General features: G+C 60.7%; 16 protein-coding genes. 12 read left to right on the top strand and 4 right to left on the bottom strand.

Annotation, left to right across the window (positions count from 1 at the left end; genetic code table 11):
• The first annotated feature begins 27 nt into the window (after window positions 1–27).
• The 6 genes from groL (at window position 28) to RQ593_RS03240 (ending at window position 7,449) form a co-directional block, all read left to right on the top strand.
• The gene (gene groL, locus RQ593_RS03265; protein ID WP_294630489.1) at window positions 28–1,614 is read left to right on the top strand and encodes a chaperonin GroEL; all 1,587 of its coding nucleotides are present in this window, start codon (window positions 28–30) and stop codon (window positions 1,612–1,614) included.
• Between the two features lie 312 nt (window positions 1,615–1,926).
• On the top strand, window positions 1,927–3,444 hold the full coding sequence (guaB, locus tag RQ593_RS03260) for an IMP dehydrogenase (RefSeq protein WP_060824453.1): 1,518 nt from the start codon (window positions 1,927–1,929) through the stop codon (window positions 3,442–3,444).
• Between the two features lie 145 nt (window positions 3,445–3,589).
• Entirely contained in the window at window positions 3,590–4,720 is a 1,131-nt protein-coding gene (locus RQ593_RS03255) for a GuaB3 family IMP dehydrogenase-related protein (protein WP_049356381.1), read from the top strand.
• A 219-nt stretch (window positions 4,721–4,939) separates the two neighbouring features.
• Window positions 4,940–6,532, top strand: coding sequence for a glutamine-hydrolyzing GMP synthase (gene guaA, locus RQ593_RS03250; protein ID WP_294643791.1), 1,593 nt, complete (start codon window positions 4,940–4,942; stop codon window positions 6,530–6,532).
• A gap of 219 nt (window positions 6,533–6,751) precedes the next feature.
• Window positions 6,752–7,018 carry a type II toxin-antitoxin system Phd/YefM family antitoxin gene (locus tag RQ593_RS03245; protein ID WP_311449827.1) on the top strand — a complete coding sequence of 89 codons (267 nt, stop codon included), beginning with the start codon at window positions 6,752–6,754 and terminating at the stop codon, window positions 7,016–7,018.
• Between the two features lie 8 nt (window positions 7,019–7,026).
• On the top strand, window positions 7,027–7,449 hold the full coding sequence (locus RQ593_RS03240; RefSeq protein ID WP_311449826.1) for a type II toxin-antitoxin system VapC family toxin: 423 nt from the start codon (window positions 7,027–7,029) through the stop codon (window positions 7,447–7,449).
• A 217-nt stretch (window positions 7,450–7,666) separates the two neighbouring features.
• Here RQ593_RS03240 and RQ593_RS03235 read toward each other — a convergent pair whose 3' ends face one another.
• A complete protein-coding gene (locus tag RQ593_RS03235) occupies window positions 7,667–8,152 on the bottom strand; it encodes a hypothetical protein (RefSeq protein ID WP_311449825.1) in 486 nt (161 codons plus the stop codon).
• A gap of 301 nt (window positions 8,153–8,453) precedes the next feature.
• On the opposite strand from RQ593_RS03235, the gene RQ593_RS03230 reads away from it, so the two are divergent.
• On the top strand, window positions 8,454–9,428 hold the full coding sequence (locus RQ593_RS03230; protein WP_070677610.1) for an AEC family transporter: 975 nt from the start codon (window positions 8,454–8,456) through the stop codon (window positions 9,426–9,428).
• Between the two features lie 140 nt (window positions 9,429–9,568).
• Here the strand turns inward: RQ593_RS03230 and RQ593_RS03225 are convergent, their stop codons facing one another.
• The 3 genes from RQ593_RS03225 to RQ593_RS03215 form a co-directional block, all read right to left on the bottom strand.
• Window positions 9,569–11,374, bottom strand: a complete 1,806-nt coding sequence (locus RQ593_RS03225) for an alpha-glucosidase (protein WP_070688567.1) — start codon at window positions 11,372–11,374, stop codon at window positions 9,569–9,571.
• Window positions 11,375–11,500: 126 nt separating this feature from the next.
• Complete coding sequence (locus RQ593_RS03220) at window positions 11,501–13,315, bottom strand: alpha-glucosidase (protein ID WP_294644506.1); 1,815 nt, start codon at window positions 13,313–13,315, stop codon at window positions 11,501–11,503.
• 73 nt (window positions 13,316–13,388) lie between these two features.
• Entirely contained in the window at window positions 13,389–14,267 is an 879-nt protein-coding gene (locus RQ593_RS03215) for an endonuclease/exonuclease/phosphatase family protein (protein ID WP_311449824.1), read from the bottom strand.
• Between the two features lie 416 nt (window positions 14,268–14,683).
• On the opposite strand from RQ593_RS03215, the gene RQ593_RS03210 reads away from it, so the two are divergent.
• The 5 genes from RQ593_RS03210 to RQ593_RS03190 all read left to right on the top strand — a co-directional run bounded on the left by RQ593_RS03210 (window position 14,684) and on the right by RQ593_RS03190 (window position 22,350).
• Entirely contained in the window at window positions 14,684–16,321 is a 1,638-nt protein-coding gene (locus RQ593_RS03210; RefSeq protein WP_311449823.1) for an alpha-glucoside-specific PTS transporter subunit IIBC, read from the top strand.
• 308 nt (window positions 16,322–16,629) lie between these two features.
• A complete protein-coding gene (locus RQ593_RS03205; RefSeq protein WP_397545893.1) occupies window positions 16,630–17,376 on the top strand; it encodes a MurR/RpiR family transcriptional regulator in 747 nt (248 codons plus the stop codon).
• Between the two features lie 87 nt (window positions 17,377–17,463).
• Entirely contained in the window at window positions 17,464–17,922 is a 459-nt protein-coding gene (locus RQ593_RS03200) for a hypothetical protein (protein ID WP_049346409.1), read from the top strand.
• Between the two features lie 131 nt (window positions 17,923–18,053).
• Window positions 18,054–22,055: a DNA helicase gene (locus RQ593_RS03195; RefSeq protein ID WP_311449821.1), complete on the top strand. Its 4,002-nt coding sequence runs from the start codon at window positions 18,054–18,056 to the stop codon at window positions 22,053–22,055.
• Window positions 22,048–22,350, top strand: a complete 303-nt coding sequence (locus tag RQ593_RS03190; RefSeq protein WP_141752176.1) for a hypothetical protein — start codon at window positions 22,048–22,050, stop codon at window positions 22,348–22,350. Before RQ593_RS03195 ends, RQ593_RS03190 begins: the two co-directional genes overlap by 8 nt.
• The last annotated feature ends 48 nt before the right edge of the window (window positions 22,351–22,398 follow it).

Genomic DNA, 22,398 nt, shown 5'->3' with positions numbered 1-22,398 from the left:
CTGTGACGCACTAGGAGTAGCGAACACATGGCTAAGCAGCTTGAATTCAACGATGCCGCCCGCAAATCCCTGCAGGCTGGCGTCGATAAGCTGGCAAACGCGGTCAAGGTAACCCTCGGCCCGCGCGGGCGCAACGTTGTGCTCGACAAGCAGTGGGGTGCACCCGTCATCACCAACGACGGCGTGTCCATTGCCCGCGAAATTGAACTGGACGACCCGTACGAGAACCTGGGCGCCCAGCTGGCGAAGGAAGTCGCCACCAAGACCAACGACGTAGCCGGTGACGGTACTACCACCGCAACCGTGCTCGCACAGGCACTGGTCAACGAGGGCCTGCGCAACGTCACCAGCGGCGCGGCACCCGCCGACGTCAAGCGCGGCATTGAGGCTGCTGTGGAGGCTGTCTCGGCACGCCTGCTCGAGAACGCACGCCCCGTGCAGGGCCCCGAGGTGGCGCACGTTGCCGCTATCTCCGCCCAGTCCGAGCAGATCGGTGAGTTGCTGGCTCGCGCCTTCGAGAAGGTCGGCCAGGACGGCGTCATCACCATCGAGGACGGCTCCTCCACCGAAATTGAGCTGGACATCACCGAAGGTATGCAGTTCGACAAGGGCTACCTCTCGCCCTCCTTCGTCACCGACGCTGAGCGCGGCGAAGCAGTGCTGGAGAACAGCCTCGTGCTGCTCTACCAGGGCAAGATTTCCACCATCGCAGAAATCATGCCCGTGCTCGAGAAGATCGTTCAGGCGAAGAAGCCGCTGACCATCATCGCAGAAGACGTTGACGGTGAGGCGCTCTCCGCGCTGGTTGTGAACAAGCTGCGCGGCACCATCAACGTGGTCGCTCTGAAGGCTCCCGGTTTCGGTGACCGCCGCAAGGCCATCATGCAGGATTTGGCAATTCTGACCGGCGGCACCGTCGTGACCGGTGAGCTCGGCATCGACCTGCCGCAGGTCACCCTGGAGCACCTGGGCTCGGCACGCCGCGTGACCGTCACCAAGTCCCACACCACCATCGTGGACGGCGGCGGCGACCCCGAGGCAATCGAGGATCGCGTGCAGCAGCTACGCCGTGAAATTGAGCGCGTGGATTCCGAATGGGACCGCGAGAAGCTCAAGGAGCGCCTGGCTAAGCTCGCCGGCGGCGTGGGTGTCATCAAGGTCGGTGCCGCAACCGAGGTTGAGGCGAAGGAACGCAAGCACCGCATCGAGGATGCTGTGTCCTCCACCCGTGCAGCCCTGGAAGAGGGCATCGTCTCCGGTGGCGGTTCCGCACTGGTTCACGCGCTGAAGGCACTGGACGGCATGGACCTGGGCAACCACGACGCAAACGTGGGTGTACAGATTGTTCGCCGCGCCCTGGTTCAGCCGCTGCGCTGGATCGCTGAGAACGCTGGCGAAGACGGCTACGTCGTCGTCTCCAAGGTCTCCGAGCTACCCGTGGGCCACGGCTTCAACGCCAAGACCGGCGAGTACGTGGACCTCATCGAAGCCGGAGTTATTGACCCGGTGAAGGTGACCCGTTCGGCTCTGCAGAACGCCTCCTCCATCGCGGCTCTGGTGCTGACCACCGAGACCCTGGTGGTTGAGAAGCCCGAAGAAACTGAAGAAGCCTAAATAGCGTGTGTGCCCGGTGCCGCCCCCTCCATCGTGGAGGCGGTACCGGGCACTCGCTGTCGGTAGGCTCGGGTGCGCTCGCGTTCGCGGGGGCGTTAGAACAACCTGCCGACAGCCTCCCGCTGAGGAATGCTTACTCTGAGTGCTTCTCAGCAAAGAAACCTCTAGCGGTTTACTATAGAAGGTAAGCTGCTCCCGTTTGCGCTCAAACCACCTTGTGGGGTGCGGGCAGACGGTTCGTACCGCATCTTGACATATGCAACGTATAGGCTGAGCTTCTCACCGATGAAGCCAGCATCCGAAAGGTAGACAATGACCATTCCCACCGCTCTGTCCGAGGATCCGTTCGGCTTCACCGGCCTGACCTACGATGACGTGCTACTGCTGCCCGGCAACACTGACGTCATCCCCTCCGATGCGGACACCTCCACCCGCCTGTCTAAGCGCATCACCCTGAACACCCCCATCATCTCCGCCGCAATGGACACCGTGACCGACTCCGCGATGGCAATCGCTATGGCACGTCTGGGCGGTATGGGCGTTATTCACCGCAACCTCTCCATCGAGGACCAGGCGGCACACGTGGACCGCGTGAAGCGTTCCGAGTCCGGCATGATCATTAACCCCGTCACCATCGGTGCTGACGCAACCATCGCCGAATACGACGAGGTCTGCGGCTACTACAAGGTCTCCGGTCTGCCCGTCGTCAGCGAAGAGGGCGTGCTGGAAGGTATCATCACCAACCGCGATATCCGCTACATCTCCCGCTCCGACTACGAGGGCATTCGCGTCCGCGACATCATGACCCCCATGCCGCTGGTCACCGCGCACCCCAGCGTCACCAAGGACGAAGCATTCGCGCTGCTGTCCCACAACAAGATTGAGCGTCTGCCCCTGGTCGATGACGCAGGCAAGCTCGCCGGTCTGATTACCCTGAAGGACTTCGTCAAGACTGAGCAGTACCCCAACGCTACCAAGGACGAGGACGGCCGCCTGCGTGCCGGCGCCGCTATCGGCTTCTTCGGCGACGGCTACGAGCGCGCAATGACCCTGGTCGAGGCAGGCGTTGACGCACTGTTCGTGGACACCGCAAACGGCCACTCCCAGGGCGTGCTCGACATGATCGCCCGCCTGAAGAAGGACCCCGCCGCAGCACACGTGGACGTCATCGGCGGCCAGGCTGCAACCCGCCTGGGCGCACAGGCAATCATCGACGCCGGCGCTGACGGCGTGAAGGTCGGCGTTGGCCCCGGCTCCATCTGCACCACCCGCATTATCGCCGGTGTTGGTGTTCCCCAGGTGACCGCTATCAACGAGTCCGCTAAGGCGGCAATCCCAGCAGGCGTGCCGCTGATTGCTGACGGCGGTATGCAGCACTCCGGCGAGATCGGCAAGGCACTGGTTGCCGGCGCTGACTCCGTGATGCTCGGCTCCCTGCTGGCTGGTACCACCGAGTCCCCCGGTGAGCTGATTTTCATGAACGGTAAGCAGTACAAGGCATACCGCGGCATGGGTTCGCTCGGCGCGATGCAGACCCGCGGCCGCCACAAGTCCTTCTCCAAGGACCGCTACTTCCAGGCTGACGTCTCTAGCGAAGAGAAGCTGATCCCCGAGGGTATTGAGGGTCAGGTTCCCTTCCGCGGCCCGCTCTCCGCAGTGATTCACCAGCTCGAAGGTGGCCTGCGCCAGACCATGTTCTACGTCGGTTCCCGCACCATCGAGGAGCTCAAGTACAAGGGTCAGTTCGTGCGCATCACCCCCGCAGGTCTGAAGGAATCGCACCCGCACGACATCATGATGACCGTTGAGGCACCGAACTACCGCGGCTAAAACGCCTCACCAACGATGATTCGCCGCATGGTGTGCACACCATGCGCCGTTGAGCCCGCCCCATACCCGTTCAGGTATTGGGCGGGCATCGGCGCGAATAACGCCCAGCGGCACCCCTCAAACCGAATTCGAAAGGATTCACCCCATGTCTGAAATTCAGATTGGCCTCTCCAAGAACGCCCGCCCCACCTACTCCCTGGACGATGTGGCGCTGATTCCCACCCGCCGTACCCGCGATCGTCGCGACGTTGACACCTCCTGGCAGATTGACGCGTTCAAGTTCGACACCCCCATCATTGGTGCGCCCATGGACTCGGTCATGTCTCCGGCGACCGCCATTGCGCTGGGCAAGCTGGGTGGCCTGGGTGTGCTGAACCTCGAGGGCCTGTGGACCCGCTACGAGGACCCGCAGCCGCTGCTCGACGAGATTGTTGAGCTGCCCGAAGCGGACCCCGCCTCCGCGACCACCCGCATGCAGCAGATCTACTCCGAGCCGATTAAGCCGGAACTAATCACTGCACGCCTGGAAGAGATTCGTGACTCCGGCGTGGTTGTTGCCGGCTCGCTGAGCCCGCAGAACACCCAGGAGCACTACGAGACCGTGGTGAAGGCTGGCGTTGAGCTGTTCGTCATCCGCGGCGCGTCCGTCTCTGCTGAGCACATTTCGACCTCCCACGAGCCGCTGAACCTGAAGAAGTTCATCTACGAGCTGGACGTTCCGGTCATCGTTGGTGGCGTGGCTGGCTACTCGCAGGCTAAGCACCTGATGCGTACCGGCGCGGCCGGCGTGCTGGTGGGCTTCGGCGGCGGTTCCGCACAGACCACCCGCCAGGGCCTGGGCATCTCCGCACCGATGGCAACCGCTATCGCTGACGTGGCTGCGGCACGTTCGGACTACCTGGATGAGTCCGGCGGCCGCTACGTGCACGTGATTGCTGACGGCTCCTTGGGCCGCTCCGGCGACATGGTGAAGGCGCTCGCACTGGGCGCTGACGCCGTCATGCTGGGTGCTCCGCTGGCTCGCGCATCCGAGGCTCCCGGCCAGGGCTGGTACTGGGGCAACGAGGCGCACTCGCTGGACTTCCCGCGCGGCGTGCGCACCCCGTTGGGTGTTGTTGGCTCCCTGGAAGAGGTCCTGTACGGTCCTTCGCACCACGTGAACGGCACCAGCAACATTGTCGGTGCGCTCAAGCGCGCAATGGCTAACTGCGGTTACCTGGACCTGAAGAAGTTCCAGAAGGCGGACCTGACCGTGGTCCCCGCGTACCGCGGCTAATGTAGCTTCATGAATCACCGCTTGGCGGTTGGCAGGTTTTGATCTGCCGGTCGCCGGGCGGTGCTTTCTATACGCACGCGCTACCCCCGTTAGGGCATGTAGCGGCATCCCGGGATGGGGGAGTGGCTACGTACCGTCGGCGGCGTACAGCGATAGCGTAAAATAGATGTATCCCCGCGCAAGTGCGCGGATTAGTACCAACACGTTGAGGTAATTTTCGTGACCAACTCTGTGAACCTGGACCAGCTCGAAGAGCGTCCCGTCCTGGTGGTAGATTACGGTGCACAGTACGCGCAGCTCATCGCTCGTCGCGTGCGTGAAGCCGGCATCTACTCCGAAATCGTCCCCCACTCCATGAGCACCGAGAAGATGCTCGCCAAGAACCCTGCAGCCATCGTGCTCTCCGGTGGTCCCTCCTCGGTCTACGCCGATGGCGCACCCAAGGGTGACAAGGCCCTGTTCGAAGCTGGCGTGCCGATCTTCGGTATCTGCTACGGCTTCCAGGTGATGGCTCAGACCCTCGGCGGCACCGTCGCCCAGACCGGTCTGCGCGAATACGGCGCAACCGACGCTGTGGTCTGCGCTGAGAACTCCTCCTTCCTCACCGGCACCCCCACCACCCAGAACGTGTGGATGTCTCACGGTGACTCCGTGACCGAAGCCCCCGAAGGCTTCGAGGTGCTGGCAAAGACCCCCGGCGCATCCGTGGCAGCATTCGTGGACGAGTCCCGCAAGCTCGGCGGCGTGCAGTGGCACCCCGAGGTGAAGCACTCCGACTACGGCCAGGTCGCTCTGGAGAACTTCCTCTACAATGTGGCAGGTCTGAAGCCCACCTGGTCCACCAACAACATCATCGAAGAGCAGGTCGCTAAGATCCGCGAGCAGGTCGGTAACGACCGCGTCATCTGCGCGCTCTCCGGCGGCGTTGACTCCTCCGTGGCAGCAGCACTCGTGCACAAGGCTGTTGGCGACCAGCTCACCTGCTTCTTCATCGACCACGGTCTGCTCCGTGAGGGCGAGCGTGAACAGGTCGAGCAGGACTACGCCGCATCCATGGGCATTAAGGTCATCACCATTGACGAGTCGGAGCGTTTCCTCTCCGCACTCGAGGGTATCACCGAGCCCGAGGCGAAGCGTAAGGCTATCGGCCGCGAGTTCATCCGCTCCTTCGAAGAGGCACAGCGCAAGCTGATTGCCGAAGCAGGCGAAGAGGGCGCAGACATCAAGTTCCTGGTCCAGGGCACCCTGTACCCGGACGTTGTCGAGTCCGGCGGCGGCGACGGCACCGCAAACATTAAGAGCCACCACAACGTGGGCGGCCTCCCCGACGACCTGACCTTCGAACTGGTTGAGCCGCTGCGCACCCTGTTCAAGGACGAGGTTCGTGCTATCGGTCGTGAGCTCGGCGTTCCCGAGAAGATCGTGGCACGTCAGCCGTTCCCCGGCCCCGGCCTGGGCATCCGCATTGTCGGCGAGGTCAACCGCGAGAACCTGGAGACCCTGCGTGCCGCTGACGCTATCGTGCGTGAAGAGCTGACCGCAGCAGGTCAGGATGAGCACATCTGGCAGTGCCCCGTGGTTCTGCTGGCTGGCGTTCGTTCCGTGGGCGTTCAGGGTGACGGCCGTACTTACGGTCACCCGATTGTTCTGCGCCCGGTCTCTTCGGAAGACGCAATGACCGCTGACTGGTCGCGCCTGCCGTACGACCTGCTGGCTAAGATCTCGAACCGTATTACCAACGAGGTCAAGGACGTTAACCGAGTGGTGCTGGACGTTACCTCCAAGCCCCCGGGAACCATTGAGTGGGAGTAATCCCGCTGTGGGCTACCTAGCTTTGTAGCGGGGAACCTATAAAGAAAGCCGCCCGGTGCATCCTGCTTGTGGATGCGCCGGGCGGCTCCTTTGTATCTTCCTAACGCGAAAATAGCGGGTTGGAAGATAAAGGGGTTGTCATAGTACTGAAAGGAAAATATAATGTGGCTACGTAGTAACATTCTTTATGTTTTTGTGTTGTGCGTAGAAGGGGAAATCATGACCGTTATGACTAGCCGCGAGTTCAACCAAAATCTTGCCAAAGCCCAGAAGCAGGCTCAACAATCACCCGTTATTATCACTAAGCGTGGTGAACCCACCTATGTCCTTATGACCTATGAAGAGTATTCGCGTAGTCAGAATGAGAGCTCTTCCCTGTATGACTTCTTCGCCAACTACCCTCAACCTGCTGGGGATGTAGACCTACCTGAAGATTTTCCTGTGGCTGAACGTTCCACTCATCAGCGCCCCGTCGTAGAGTTCTAGGGGTAACGATGTATCTGCTTGATACCAATGTCATTTCTGAGCTGTGGAAATTCTCTCGAGGTAAAGCTGACCCTGTCTTTGAATCGTGGTTTCGTGTTTACTCCGATAGACCGCTCTATATTAGCGTCGTGACCCTGATGGAGCTGGAGCGTGGAGTACTCGCCATGGAGCGTAAAGATCCGGCACAAGGAGCGTATCTGCGTGAATGGTGCTCGACGGTTCGAGAGAAATTTCAGAAACGAACTCTTGTTATTGACGGGGCTGTAGCTGATTGTTGCGCTGGACTTCACGTGCCGGATAAAGCGCCGGAGAACGACGCGTGGATTGCTGCGACCGCGCTGGCACACGGTCTTACCCTTGTAACGCGCAATGTCAAAGATTTTGAGCGCCTCCCGGTCCGACTCCTCAACCCCTTCGAACCCGCAATATAGAGAAGGCAAGGTCTGTGAAGAAGCCGCCCGATGCATCCGAATGTGGATGCACCAGGCGGCTTCTTGTATCAAGTCGTGTAGAAAAGGGGAGAAGCGTTTTGGGACGTATTAAAAAATCCTCATTTATTTTTTTAAACACGGGGTCTAAATAAAAGAAATGCATTCCGAAAATACCCGAAAAAACACGCCGAAAAACTACACCCAGATATAAACCTTTTTAGTGCGGGCGATGCGGGTGACGAATCGAATCACGCCAATGAGCGCTCGACCCCAACCCAAAATGCAGAGCAAAAAACGTACCAAAACAGCAGAACCCAAACGCGCACGCCATATACACGCCGTAGGTCAGCATCATAAACTCAGAATCGTGGCTCACCCCCGAGGCGACATTCAACGCCAAAGAGACGCCCAGAATCACAAGCCACGCAGCGCTCGCAGCCGCAATCAGCCATGAGATAGCACTCAGCACCGGGTGCGGGACCCTAAACGTACGTTCAGGACCGCTCATAGGCGCTACAGGCGCATTATCAACGGCGACAGGTTCAGCTACCACGGTCGAAACATTCGAGGCTGAGGGAGCCGCAGAAGAGCGCCACGGAATATGCACACCGGCGTGCTGCCCCTGCGCATTCGCGGGGTTCTTTGCGGAGCGGTGGGGGACGCCTCCAGATTCGGGAGGAGAAGAAAGATACGGTTGCTGCATTGCGGGCTCCTGAGCGTATAACCTCGCATGAGAAGAAACAACAGCGCGTCTAATGATGCGAGAAAATGAGTGTCGGCGATAGATTGAAAGAATACGGTGAGGACATATTCTTTCTATATTTCAAGACTAGAAGCGAACCGCATAAAAAACGAGGATTTAGCGGAATATGATGCAATATGACGCGAAAAATCCGAAAAGAGCAGAGAAAAAATAATCAACCTCAACTTGAAGGTTCAGGGTAGGGTTATTAGACACGCCCCATCGCGGCAAAAACAGCAGAGCAACAGCGAAAGGAACGAGCATGGGAATCCTCCTCCCACTCATCTACCTAGGTCTAGGCCTGGGACTTGCGCTACTGCTGCCCGAACGCTGGAGCACCCGCCTCAAAGAAGGCGCCTCAACCCTGCTGACCCGCTGGATTATCCCTGCCGTCATCATCTACACCGTCGCCACTAGCCGCCCCGAGCTGTTCTTTGTCGCCGCCTCCACCATGGTGCTGATGCTCCTCGGCGTGCTCTGTGCCGGGCGCATCACCGGCGACCCCGTGCAGAAGCTCGCCTTCGTCTACCTGAACGCGGGACTCTTCGGCATCCCCGTGGTTGCCGGATTCTGGGGTGAAGAAGCCGTGCGCGTGTACATTGGCGCGTACATCGGCAACTCCATCATGGGCAATATCCTGGGCACCTCGCTACTACGCAGTGGATTCAAGACAGATGCCGAGGCAGGGGAGGGCAATGCACCGGATACACGAGCCACTAGGAGCCGTGGCGGAACCCTCCGCACGGTGCTGCGGGGTCTGCGTACCAGCCCGCCCGTTATCGCCGTGGCAGTGGGTCTGCTCTGCCTACCCGCCGGCCCCTTCCTGAGCCAGCACGGGGCGGGCTTCTACCGGGTACTGACCTGGGTTTTCAGCTTTATCGGAATGATCGTTCTGGGCATGTGGCTCGGTGCCGCCAAACTGCACCGCACCGATTTGACCCGAGCTACCGGATGGGCTCTCCTCCGCGCTGTACTCGTGAGCGTCTACAGCGTCGGCGTGCTCGCGTTCGCCCGCTGGGCACACGATACGGCGGGCGTGCACTTCGACCAGCTGCTGGCGCATCCGCAGGTGCTCTTCATCCTTGCGGTCCTGCCGCCAGCCGCCAACATCGTAATCCTCGAAACACACTACCGGCACGAAGGCACCGCAGCCCCCGTCATTGCCGCCGGGGCGGTCGTCAGCGTGGGAATGATTGCGCTCGCCGTGCCAATCCTGCAGCTCGTGTTCGCCAGATAATTAGAGCCAAGAAAGCACGCTGGGACAACCAAGAAGACAACAAGAAAGACAGCAAAAGGAGGGCGGGGCATAGGCCTCACCCTCCTTCTACTGTCTATTCACCTTATCGGCACGCGGTAGCACTCAACGAGCTACAGCGCTTAGCGTACGATGTGGTACACCTTCGCCTCGTAGGGGCGCAGGGTCGAACCCGCATCGTCCTTGTAGTTCGAGCTCACCAGCTCAACACGAGCGCCAGCCTCACGAGCCTCAGCAAGCACAGCGAAGTCACGCTCCTGCTCCTGGTCGGTGAAGTTCGAAATCACCAGCAGAGACTCATTCGCGGGGGAACCGTCCGCGCCACCGGTACGGGTGTACGCGTACACGGCCTCATCCTCGTTGTGCGGAACCTGCACCGAATCCACCGGAGCGAAGGACGCGTAAACCATCAGGTCCTTCAGCTCGCCGCGGCGCAGAGCCACCAGCTGCTGGTAGTGGTAGAAGATCGAATCCTCATCCGCCAGAACAGCCTCAGCGTTAATCGCCGGGTAGTTCGGGTTCACAGCAATCCACGGGGTCACGCCCTCGGGGCTGAAACCACCGTTAGCGGAAGCATCCCATTGAACCGGAGTACGAGCGTTGTCGCGACCCTTGATGTAGATAGCCTGCATTGCCTCTTCGTGGCTCAGACGCTTGTGGTCCACGTGCATGTCCTCGTAGAAGCGGATCGAGTCACCGTCGCGGTAATCCTCAATCGAATCAAACTTCACATTGGTCATGCCGATCTCTTCACCCTGGTAAATGTACGGGGTGCCCTGCATGAAGTGCAGAGTGGTCGCCAGCTGCTTAGCGGACAGGGTGCGGAACTCATCCGAATCGTTACCGAAACGGGAAACTACACGCGGCTGGTCGTGGTTGTTCCAGTACAGCGAACCCCAGGCATTACCCTCCAGGGTGGTCTGCCAGTCGTTCAGGATGCGCTTGAGCTCGGTCAGCTTGTACGGCGCGTAGGACCACTTACCGCCCAGGGAGCCGTTCGGGTCGTTATCCACGCCCATGTGATCGAAGTGGAAGATCATGTTCAGCTCACCGGTGTGGTATCCAGCCCACAGCTTAGCGTCCTCGGGGCTGGTTGCACTAGTTTCGCCCACGGTCATTACATCGTAGCGGCTGAAGGTCTCGCGGGTGAGCTCCTTCATCCACGGGTGCACCATGGTGCCGTTGGAGATAACGAACGGAATCGAGGAGGTGTGCTTCTCAAAGTCGGTGGAGGGGTCATCCGGGAAGCCCTCGGGCTTGGAGATGATGTTGATAGCGTCCAGGCGGAAGCCGTCAACGCCCTTGTCCAGCCACCAGCGAACCATGGAGTACAGGTCCTCGCGAACCTTCTCGTTCTCCCAGTTCAGGTCGGGCTGTTCCTTGAAGAAGATGTGCAGGTAGAACTGGCCGGTCGCCTCGTCCCACTCCCACGCCGGGCCACCGAACTCGGACGCCCAGTTGTTCGGAGGAATCGGGTTGCCGTCCTCGTCGAAGCCCTTCGGGTCCTTCCAGATGTAGTAGTCGCGGTAGGGGTTGTCCTTGGAGGAGCGGGACGCCTTGAACCAGGGGTGCTGGTCGGAGGTGTGGTTTGCGACCAGGTCCATGAGGATCTTGATGCCGTGCTTGTGGGCGGTCTCAAGCATCTCGTCGAAGTCTTCCATGGTGCCGAAGTCACTCATGATGGCGAAGTAATCGGAAATGTCGTAGCCGTTATCCACGTTCGGCGAGTCGAACACAGGGGAGAGCCAGATGACGTTGATACCCAGCTTAGCCAGGTAGGGCAGCTTCTCGGTGATACCCTTCAGGTCACCGATACCGTCGCCGTTCGCGTCGTTGAAGGAACGGGGGTACACCTGGTACACCACGGCTTCCTTCCACCACTGGCGGCCCTCGTAGGAGGGAACCTCGTATGCCTCGGAGTTGCTCATAATTGCCTTTCTGTACCGGCGGTTACGCCGAAGAGGGAAAAGGTGTCTGTGATTGAAGTATAGGGCGAAGGGGGACCGGAATGTCTGTTCCGGATCCCCCTCGCGCATTACATTTTTGGGGCGTGCCTACTCGGCGTTGCCGAAGAGGTAAACCTTCGCCTCGTAGGGGCGCAACAGGGTGCCCTCGTCGGTGAACTCGCGGTTCTCATCGCGGTAGTTCGAGCTAATCAGCTTCGGGGCGTTCTCGATAGCCTTCAGCTCGTTCGGGGAGAGAGCCTGCGAGTTGGTCAGAACCACCGAATCCAGGTTGCCGCCCGCGTAGTTCAGCTGAACGGTGTCATCGGTGAAGTTAGCTACGACCAGCAGGGCGCGCTCGCCGGTTGCAGCGGCGTCCTCATCGGAGTTCACGCGCAGGTAGGCGTAGACCTGCTCGTCCTCTTCATCCAGGAGGCGGTACTCACCGGTCAGGACGATCGGGTGCTCGCGGCGCAGGCTAATCAGGTCGCGGTAGTGGTAGAACACGGAATCCGGGTCTGCGAGCTCTGCTTCTGCGTTGATTTCGGTGTAGCGCGGGTTCAGCTTCAGCCACGGGGTGCCGGTGGTGAAGCCTGCGTTCTCGCCGGCGGTCCACTGCATGGGGGTGCGTGCGTTGTCGCGGCCGGAGGCGCTGATGTAGCGCAGCATATCCTCGGCGGAGACGCGGCCCGACTCTTCAACATACTTGCGCCAGGAGTCGTGAATTTCCAGGTCGTTGTAGTCCTTGACGTCGTCGAAGAAGACGTTGGTCATGCCCAGCTCTTCACCCTGGTAGATGTAGGGGGTGCCCTGCATCAGGTGCAGTACGGTGCCCAGCATCTTGGCGCTGACGGTGCGGTACTCGGGGGAGTCGTTACCGAAGCGGGAGACGGTGCGGGGCTGGTCGTGGTTGTTCCAGTACAGAGAGTTCCAACCGCGGCCGTGCAGACCCTCCTGCCAGTGGGTGAGGACCTTCTTCAGGTCAACCAGGTTGAAGCGGCGGTCGGACCACTTGCCCGTCACGCCGCCCTCGGAGGCGTCCACATCCATGTGCTCGAACTGGAACACCATCTGCAGCTCGTTGCGGTCGAAGCCGGTGTAGAGTGCGGCGTCGTCCACGGTCACGCAGGGGGTTTCGCCCACGGTCATGACCGGGTACTTGCTGAGCACCTCGCGGTTCATTTCCTGCAGGAACTCGTGCACGCGCGGGCCGTTAGCTGCGACGGCAAGGGAGTTGTCGAGGCCGCCAGCGAGGACTGCCGGGTCCTCGGGGAAGGAGAGATCCTTAGAGATCAGGTTGATGACGTCCATGCGGAAGCCGTCCACGCCCTTGTCCAACCAGAAGCGCATGATGTCGTAGACCTCTTCGCGGACCTTCGGGTTCTCCCAGTTCAGGTCGGGCTGCTTGACGGAGAAGTAGTGCAGGTAGAACTGGCCGGTCGCCTCGTCCCACTCCCATACGGAGGGGCTGAAGCAAGAAATCCAGTTGTTCGGCGGAATCGGCTTGCCGTCCTCGTCGAATCCCTTGGGATCGCGCCAGATGTAGTAGTCGCGGTAGGGGTTGTCCTTGGAGGAGCGTGCCTGCTTGAACCATTCGTGCTCGTCGGAAGTGTGGTTGACGACCAGGTCCATCATGAGCTTGATGCCGTGCTTGTGCGCGGTTTCGAGCAGCTCATCGAAGTCTTCCATGGTGCCGAACTCGGTCATGATGGCACGGTAGTCGGAGATGTCGTAGCCGTTGTCGTCGTTCGGGGAAGCGTAGATGGGGGAGAGCCACAGCACCTGAACACCCAGATCGGCGAGGTACGGAATCTTCTCGGTGATACCGGGCAGGTCACCGATGCCGTCGCCGTTGGAGTCGTTGAAGGAGCGGGGGTAGATCTGGTAAACAACGGGTTCCTGCCACCACTGGGTCTGGGTCGTCATTGTTCTTCCTTCCCTTGGTATGGATGAGTGTTGTGTGGTGCCGCTCTGCGGGCGGCTAAAGTCTGATGCCCCTTTAGGACTGGCTGGTGAGGGGAGTAAGGATGCTCTCCGGTGCCCAGCTTTCAGGGTCAATCTCCAGGAGCAGACCGCTGTGGTCGGAGATAGCTTCGGGGGAGTTGTCGCGGAAGACTACCGCGTGCGAGGTGACCGTGAGCAGGCGATCGGCGAAAACGAAGTCGATGCGCTTGGCGTCCGTGCTACCTTCCCATCCGGCAATTTCGCGGTGGACGGTGTTCTCGCCGTCGGTGTGCTCCGCCAGGGAGCGGGTATCAATCATGCCGCTGGAGGTGACCAGCGCGTAGCCTTCGTTGGGCAGGTGCGCCGCGGAGTTGAAGTCGCCGCCGAGCAGTACCGGGGCGGTGCGGGCGCACTCGGCAAGCTCCTGCGAGAGGTGTGCGTATTCCTGGGCGAAGAGGGGCTCGCCGTCGAAGTCCCACCAGGACATGTGGGTGGTGGCGCACCAGAAGGTGCCCGTCTCAGTTTCGATGAGTGCTGCCTGGGCGGCGCGGCGCTGTACCTGGTGGTAGCCGTAGCCGGGGGACATATTGATGGGCTTGATGCCGCGAATCGGCAGGCGCGAGAGGATAGCTACGCATTCGTCGTAACGGTCCCAGCCGATGTGGGTTTCGGTGAGGGTCCACTCGTAGGTGGCGCCCATTTCGTTGAGCGCCTGTACGAGCAGCAGGGCGTAGTTGTCTTCGCGGACCGGAATGCCCGCGCCGCCGCGGTAGTTGAGGGGCTCCTTCACCACGGGGGTGGAGGTGAGCTGGTTGACTTCCTGCAACGCAATGACGTCCACCTGCTGTTCAATGATGAACTTGGCGAGGGTACGGATCTTGGCAATCTGGTGGATTTCGCACCAGCTGTGCGTATTGAGGGTGAGGAAGCGCATGTATTAAGTCCGGGGTATGTGTGAGGTTGAAGAATGATATGCGCACCGCGTATTGAGGTGGTGAGTGTTTATGCACTCTGACCTATGGGTGCACTGTTTATGCTATCGATTCTGTGCGCTAGGTAATAGGGAAAAAGTCTCATCTGCAGCAAGTATTTTTAACCAGTGCCGGGATATGTTTCAGGTTCTGAAAAACTCTTCCAAAACTCCCAGTTTTGGTACCTGTGGGTAGGTATTACCTGGCATTATTGTTTCTGTCTAAAACACATTCGGCATTTAGCGCACGCAGGATATGTGGCACCCGTCTCATATACTTTCGTTTGAGGGTATAAAGATGCGGCGCAGCCACTGCAGACTGGCAATGATCGCCACCCCTGCGTCCGCTCACTCGACAACCCGAAAGGGCGTATAGCCTCATGATGGAAAAAGTACAGAGGTTCGGCTCTGCCATGCTGGCACCCGTTCTTCTCTTCGCATTCGCTGGCCTCGCGGTCGGTATTGCGATCATTGCACAGAACGGCGACCTGATCCCCCTCGCTGCTGACAAGGAAAGCGCGTGGAACCACTTCTGGTCCGTTTGGGAGTCCGGCGCATGGACCGTCTTCAACCAGATGGAACTGCTCTTCGTGATCGGTCTGCCCATTGCACTGGCAAAGACCGCTAACGCACGTGCAGTGATGGAAGCTGCAATGGTCTACCTGACCTTCAACTACTTCGTCGGCACCATGCTCAAGGTATGGGGCAAGGGCGGCACCGGTTTCTTCGACCTGGACTACACCACCGACATCTCTAAGAGCGCGGCAGGTACCGGTCTGAAGATGATCGCCGGTATCAAGACCATGGACACCGGTATCTTCGGTGCAATCATCATCTCCGCAATCGTGGTGTGGGCACACAACCGCTGGTTCGACAAGAAGCTGCCCGACTTCCTCGGTATCTTCCAGGGTTCCCAGTACGTCTACGGCGTCTGCTTCTTCCTGATGATGCCCGTGGCATTCCTGTTCTCCTGGCTGTGGCCCTACGCTCAGCACGGCATCTCCTCCCTGCAGGGCTTCTTCATCGCATCCGGCGCACTCGGCGTGTGGGTTTACACTTTCCTCGAGCGCTTCCTGATTCCGACCGGTCTGCACCACTTCATCTACTCCCCGTTCGTCTTCGGTAACGTTGTTACCCCGAACGGTATTGCTAAGGACTGGCCGACCCACCTGACCGAGTTCGCAAAGAGCGACAAGCCCCTGAAGGAACTGTTCCCCGGCGGCGGCTTCGCACTGCACGGTAACTCCAAGGTCTTTGCACCCATCGGTATCGCAGCGGCGTTCTACACCACTGCTCGTCCCGAGAAGCGCAAGGAAGTTCTCGCTCTGATGATCCCCGTCTGCCTTACCGCAATCCTGATCGGTATCACCGAGCCCCTCGAGTTCACCTTCCTGTTCCTGGCACCCCCGCTGTTCCTGGTCCACGCAATCCTGGCAGCATCCATGGCAGCAATCATGTACCAGCTGGGTCTGGTTGGTTACATGGGTGGCGGTCTGCTTGACTTCCTGTTCCAGAACTGGATTCCGCTGTGGGCAAACCACTCCGGCACCTACCTCATGCAGATTGGTGTGGGCCTGTGCTTCACCGTCCTGTATTTCCTGATCTTCCGCTTCATGATTCTGAAGTTCGACTTCAAGACCCCCGGTCGTGAAGAAGACGGCGGCGAGACCAAGCTCTACAGCAAGGCAGAGTACAAGGCAGCTAAGGCTGCTGAGAAGAACGGCGGCGCAGCTGCTGAGCCCGCTGACGGCGACCTCTACGCACCCCGTGCAGCTGGCTTCCTCGAACTGCTCGGTGGCGCAGAGAACATCACCACCGTGAACAACTGCGCAACCCGCCTGCGTGTCTCCGTTGCTGATGAGTCCCTCGTCAGCCCCTCGGATGCAGACTTCAAGAATGCAGGCGCTTTGGGTCTGGTCCGCAAGGGCAAGGCATTCCAGGTGATCGTCGGCATGGACGTTCCCCAGGTTCGCGAGCGTTTCGAGACCATGGTGAACGAAGCTAAGACCCTCTCCTAAGAGAGTTCAGCTTTCAACCGTCTGACGGTATGACGCCTCATAAGGTATAGACTTCGCCGGCGGTATCGGATAACACCGATGCCGCCGGCGAAGCTGTACCCGGGCGCGTGCCTGGACTCAAATCTGCACGAGGCACCCACCCAAAGTGAGCGACGACCATCCCCACCCACCCTGGCCGATAACCCTAGAGCGTGTACTATTTATATATTGCTCACCATCGGATTCAGGAGCTTTGAGTGGATTTACAAGACGTCGTGAATGCGAACCAGCACCGATTCAGTGAAACTGAACGGGAAATTTTGGCATTCATGCTAGAAAATGAAGAGTTCGTTGCGGAGTCAACGATCAACTCTTTGGCACATAAAACGTATACTTCGACCAGCTCAATTATTCGCCTGACGAAGAAGCTGAACTTCTCCGGATTTGCTGAGTTGAAGTACTTCATTAAGTCCTCTCTGAACCGCAGCGAACCCTTCAACCCGCGGTTCATTGAGAGCGGCCGCGAAGATATTCAGCGCACCTACGACTACCTCGAGCACATGGAACTGAGCGGACTGCTCAAGCGCATCCATGAGGCTCGTACTGTGTACTGCTTCGGTACCGGCTACGCTCAGCGCAATGCGGTGCAGGAATTTACCAAGTCCATGCAGGTTTGCGGTAAGTTCTGCCAGGTCATCCCGGCACGCAATGAGTTCGAAAGCGCCATGAACAATATGACCCAGGACGACGTGGTCATCATTGTGTCCTTCTCCGGCCAGACCGAGAACATGCGCGAACACATTAAGATGCTGGCGCTGCGCCGCATCCCCATGATTGCGGTGACCGCCATTGGTGTGAACTATATGTCCTCGCACGCCGAGTACTCCCTGCACTACCAGACCACCCCCACCCACATCAGCACCCAGCGCAAGCCCTACTACTCCTTCGTTGCGCTGTCGGTGCTACTGGACTACATCGTGCGCCGCTACATTGAATTCGTTGAGAATGAGCGCCGCGAGTCCCTGCAGGACCAGGTGGACCACGCTCTCAACACCGGGGACGAAACCGGCGCCTGACAAGGCATTAATGTGCCTTTCTGCACCCTCTACTACTCATCCTGAATCCGACCGAATCCGACTGAGACCATCCGAAAGAGACACCCAGTGACCGCAATTTTCGCGCTCATCGAAAACACCGAGAAGATGCGTAAGTACCTGTTCTGGTACCTCATGATCATCCCCGCGCTGTTGCTGCTGTGGATTGCGCTGGGTGCCGCAAACTCCCAGATGGATTTCCAGGCAGCCCTGAAGATTCCCTTCTTCACCGTGGCGTTCCTGAACGCCTGCCTCAGCCTGCTGCTGGGTGGCACCCTCAAGTTCGCAGGCGCGGAGAACGAACGCACCGAACGAGCCTACGCCCTGTACCTGACCATTCTGCTGGTCATTATCGGTAACCTACCCGGCGCGATTCTGAGCTTCTTCCTCTTCCGCTCCCTGCGCTTCGGCAACCTAGAAGGCGAACTGGCGCCCAAGTACCGTTGGGCGCTTCTGCCCGCCATGGTCTTCTACGTACTGGTGACCGTAGTGTTGCTCGCCGCCAACATCGCAATGTGGTCGAAGTAAGCGCGTAGGAACAGACAGCAAGCACGCGGGTACACTCAGCACGCAGCAGGCGCACGCTGACACCCGCTCCGCTTGAAGCACAGCATGAGGCACACCGGGCAGAGGACCCCGGAAGAACCACCATCTTCGGTGTGTACGCGCAAACGTACACCGCACTGACCCACAAGGACACTCACGACGTGAACCAGATTCCCGAGCCTACCGACGCGCAGCACGCACCCGGCACCCCGGCTGATACCGCTCAGCCCGCCGCAGCGGCCGCGACCTCAGCAGAGGAAACCCACGAAGTAGCCGACGAAATCAACATCGCCGAGCTGCCCGCACATCTGAACCCCGCCCACGAGGACTTTGACCCCTCGGCGGGGCTTGAGCGCTGGGCAGAACAGATGGACGTCTACACCGGCCCCGACGCGATGCTCGACTTCAACCAGGTCGACTACGTGCACATCGACCTGTCCGAGGCGAACCCCTCCGGTCTGGCGCAGTTGCTCGCCGGACGCAAGACCCGCCTCTCCACGATCCTGCGCGACAAGTCGCAGCTGGAGGCGGGCATGCGCTCCGCACGCACCCTGCGCACCAAGATTTACGAGCTTGCCACCGACCACGGCCTGGACTCCGGCTACTTCGTGGCGGGTACCGCCTCCTGGCTGTCGCACGACACCCGCGAGGATGCCGCCGCCTACGAGAAGCGCTTCATCGCGCCGATTCTCATGGCGCCGCTGAGCATCACCCCGCACCCGAAGGACGACGACTTCGAGCTGCGCCTCGCCGGTTCCGCGCGCCTGAACCCGGCGATGGTCCGCCAGATCAAGCAGGAGTACGGCATCGACCTGGGCACCATGGACGTGGCGCAGCTGGCGAACTCCATGTCCCGTCTGGATCCCGAGCCGGTCATTGAGCGTATGCGTGCCTCCGCCGGTCGTATTCCCGGCATGACCATCGAGTCGAAGTATTTCATCTCCACCTTCGCTGACCTGAAGGAAAGCCTGGGCGAGCTGCCGCACACCGCCATCACCCCGCTGGTTCGTGACCTGGCGGCGTTGAAGGTTCCCGGCGTGAAGCCGCGTGAGCTCAACGCACACAATCTGCAGCAGCCTCTGGATCAGCGCGACCCGGCAGAGGAAATGCTCCTGCTGGACGCTGACGCCAACGCCCAGGAGATTATCGACACCGCGGTCAGCGGCTTCTCCTTCACTATCACCGCGGCACCCGGCACCGAGCCGCTGCGCACCGCCGTGAACATTGCTTCTGCACTGATGGGGCGCGGTAAGTCCGTGCTCGTCGTGGGCGAGAAGCGCTCCACCCTGGCTGAATTCTCGGCACTGCTCAAGCGCACCGGCATCGATGGTCTGCGCTACGACCTGCTTGCCGAGCACGATTCTGAGGCTCAGCGCGCCGAATTCATTCGCGCGATTGTGCGCAACGAGAGCGCCGAAGAACCGAACTCTGAGGACCTGAACGAAGAGCTCGTGGCGACTCGCGCCGCGCTGCTCGACCATACTCGTGCCCTGCTGAGCAAGGACACGAACTGGCAGATTTCCGTCTACTCGGCGCTGCAGCGTCTGGCTGAGCTGACCGCCTCCGAGGACGGCCCGGCAACCCGCGTGCGTTTTGACCGCCCCATGCTTGATTCGCTCATGGAGCGTGAGCAGGTGCGTGCCGAGCTGGTACGCCTGGGCGAGATTGACGGTTTTGCGTCGGCTTCGCGTACCTCCCCGTGGTACCGTGCCCGCCTGGTCAATGACGAGGAAGCCGCCGAGGCGTACGCCCTGGTCATTACCCTCAAGTCCTCCCTGCTGAACCTGCGTGAAGCGATGAACCAGACCAGCGCCATGCTGGGCCTGCGCCGCGGCCGCACCATCTCTGAGTGGGAGTCGCAGCTGGCGATTCTGATGCGCATCCGCGAGACGCTCAAGCGTTTCCGTGCGGACGTGTATGACCGCCCGGTGACCGACCTGATCGCTGCGACCGCTTCGGGCGCGTGGCGCCGTGAGAACGGCATCGAGATGAGCAGTATGCAGCGTTCCCGCCTGCGCCGCGCGGCTAAGGAGTACATCCTGCCCGGCGTGAATATCGGTGACCTGCACGAGCAGCTGAAGATTGTTCAGGCGGAGCGTGCCGAGTGGATTCGCCACATTGAGGCGCCCCGCACCCCGCAGATTCCGGAGAACCTGGATCAGCTGGCTGCAGCCCTGAACTCCCTGGTGTCTGAGCTGGCGGGTCTGGGCATTGTTCTGACGGACACCATCGAGGGCACCGACTTCGTGCGCACCGACCTGGATGCTCTGGATGCGCGCCTGGACGCCCTCATGGCGGACCGTGTGCTGCTCATGACCCTGCCTGAGCGTGACGCTCTGACCCAAAAGCTGCGTGAGCGCGGCCTGTCGGAGTTGCTTGATGACCTGTATGCGCGTCAGGTTCCGACCGAGGTTGTTTCCGCTGAGCTGGAGCTTGCCTGGTGGCAGTCTGCCCTGGAGTTCTTGCTGCAGCATCACGAGGGTAAGCTGCTGGACGGCGACCGTCTGCGCGATACGGAGTCCCGTTTCCGCCGTGCCGACTACGCCCACATGACCAGCGCCCCGGCGCGTCTGCTGGCGAAGGTTGCGCGCGTGTGGACCGAGCGTATTGAATCCGAGCACGACCAGGCGGCGTACCTGAAGAGCCAGCTGCGCGGCTACGAGTTCGTGCTCGAGGAGCTGCTGACTCACGCCCCGGTCATGGCGCGTACCCTGCTTCCGCTGTGGACCGCGAGCCCCTTCGCCCTGGCGCGCAAGGTTCCCGCATCCATGCGTTTTGATACGGTGCTGCTGCTGGATTCTGAGTCGACCCCGCTGGCGGCGAACCTGCCGGCGATTACCCGCGCCGACCAGGTGATTGCCCTGGGCGACCCGCACTCGGGTTACCCCTCGCCGTTCATCGTGTCCGCGCCGACTTTCGGTGCGCCCGAGCCGGCCGACGAGCAGCTGGACAGCACCTTCGACGTGCTCGCTACCGTACTGCCCAACCGCACCCTGGCGATGCTGCACCGCAGCATGGACCCGGTGATTCTGGACTACCTGAACCGTGAGTTCTACGGTTCGCAGCTGCATGCGGCTCCGGTGAGCCGTGCCTCCGCCCAGCCTGCCGGTTCTCTGACCGTTGAGTACATTGATACTCGCGGCAAGGTCAGCGATAACGCGAACCTGGATTCGCCCGGCGTTGAGGTGGAACGCGTCACGAACCTGGTGCTCGAGCACGCGTACCGCACCCCGGACCGTTCGCTGGCGGTTGTGACGGCTAGCCCGAAGCACGCTCAGCGTGTGGCTGAGTCGGTGCGTCACGCCCTGAGCCTGTACCCGCAGCTGGCGCCGTTCTTTGCCGCCGGTGAGGAGTCGTTCCGTGTGGTCGATTTGACCCGCGCTGAGACCCTCGAGCGCGATACCGTGATTTTCTCCCTGGGCGTAGGTCGTGCCCGCCTGGGCCAGGCGTCCTACGATTTGGGTCAGCTGTCTGCCGAACACGGTCGTCAGGGCTTTGTGGTGGCGTTGACTCGTGCCCGCCGTGCCCTGCGCATTGTCTCGTGCATTGACCCGTCGGAGCTGGATCCGCAGAAGCTGCATCATGGCGCGGTGGATTTCTACCACCTGCTGCGTGAGCATGCGGAACGTCAGGCGCGTGAAGAGGTGGAGGCGAAGGCACAGCGCGTACCCGAGACCCTGCCGCGTAACGCGTTCTTGGCGGCTGACGATGCGGACACCCCGGATCTGGGCGACTGGCTGCTCAACGATTTGGTGGCGCGCCTGCAGGCTCACGGTGTGCGTGTGACCCGCGGTGAGGGCGACATCGCTCTGATCGCGCACGCCCCGGAGAAGCTGGCTGCTGAGCCGGTGCCCGCGCTGGGTGTGGCTCCCGTGGTCTCTTCGAACCCGAGCGTTCCGGCGGCTATGCCGCTGGTGGCGTGCTCCGATGGCGAGCCGAACTATGCGCGCGCTTCGGTGCGTGAGCGTACCCGCCTGCTGCCGGAGCGTCTGAGCCGCACGGGCTGGAACTACATCACCCTGGGCACCCTGGAAGTGTTCGCTGATCCGGATGCCGTGGTGGCGCGTGTGCTGCACTACCTGGATATGGATGAGGGCGCTGAGGTTCGTGGCTAGTTATTCGTCAACGCCGAAGCCTCGCCGAGGGCACCGTCGCGTGAGCGGCGGCGGCTCGGTGAGCGGGGCTGAGCCTCTGCTGGTGGGCGTGACGACGCCTCCGGTTGCGGCTTCGGGTACCTCGTCTGCCGCGGGTGCTTTCGCGAAGAAAACCGGCGCTCAGCAACAGAACTCCCAGAAGGCGAGTTCTCAGAAAGCGGCTACTTCCACGCAGCCTCTAACCCCGGAGGAGCGTGAGCGTCTGGAATGGATGCGTCAGCAGCGCCCTCCGCACTGGGGTAACAATATCGTGTAGCGTCTTCCTGCCGGGAGTGCTTCTTAAACGCCGAGGGGCGGGGCAACC

Source organism: uncultured Rothia sp. (genome assembly GCF_963507905.1).
In the GTDB taxonomy this organism is placed as follows: Bacteria; Actinomycetota; Actinomycetes; order Actinomycetales; family Micrococcaceae; genus Rothia.
This window is presented reverse-complemented; position numbering and strand designations above follow the sequence as displayed.

What these genes read in the sequence shown, in the direction of transcription:
- RQ593_RS03215 (WP_311449824.1), bottom strand. Translation starts at nt 14,267, where the DNA reads ATGCGCTTCCTCACCCTCAATACGCACAGCTGGTGCGAAATCCACCAG.
- RQ593_RS03210 (WP_311449823.1), top strand. Translation starts at nt 14,684, where the DNA reads ATGATGGAAAAAGTACAGAGGTTCGGCTCTGCCATGCTGGCACCCGTT.
- RQ593_RS03235 (WP_311449825.1), bottom strand. Translation starts at nt 8,152, where the DNA reads ATGCAGCAACCGTATCTTTCTTCTCCTCCCGAATCTGGAGGCGTCCCC.
- RQ593_RS03230 (WP_070677610.1), top strand. Translation starts at nt 8,454, where the DNA reads ATGGGAATCCTCCTCCCACTCATCTACCTAGGTCTAGGCCTGGGACTT.
- RQ593_RS03240 (WP_311449826.1), top strand. Translation starts at nt 7,027, where the DNA reads ATGTATCTGCTTGATACCAATGTCATTTCTGAGCTGTGGAAATTCTCT.
- groL (WP_294630489.1), top strand. Translation starts at nt 28, where the DNA reads ATGGCTAAGCAGCTTGAATTCAACGATGCCGCCCGCAAATCCCTGCAG.
- RQ593_RS03220 (WP_294644506.1), bottom strand. Translation starts at nt 13,315, where the DNA reads ATGACGACCCAGACCCAGTGGTGGCAGGAACCCGTTGTTTACCAGATC.
- RQ593_RS03245 (WP_311449827.1), top strand. Translation starts at nt 6,752, where the DNA reads ATGACCGTTATGACTAGCCGCGAGTTCAACCAAAATCTTGCCAAAGCC.
- RQ593_RS03255 (WP_049356381.1), top strand. Translation starts at nt 3,590, where the DNA reads ATGTCTGAAATTCAGATTGGCCTCTCCAAGAACGCCCGCCCCACCTAC.
- RQ593_RS03225 (WP_070688567.1), bottom strand. Translation starts at nt 11,374, where the DNA reads ATGAGCAACTCCGAGGCATACGAGGTTCCCTCCTACGAGGGCCGCCAG.
- RQ593_RS03205 (WP_397545893.1), top strand. Translation starts at nt 16,630, where the DNA reads ATGCTAGAAAATGAAGAGTTCGTTGCGGAGTCAACGATCAACTCTTTG.
- guaB (WP_060824453.1), top strand. Translation starts at nt 1,927, where the DNA reads ATGACCATTCCCACCGCTCTGTCCGAGGATCCGTTCGGCTTCACCGGC.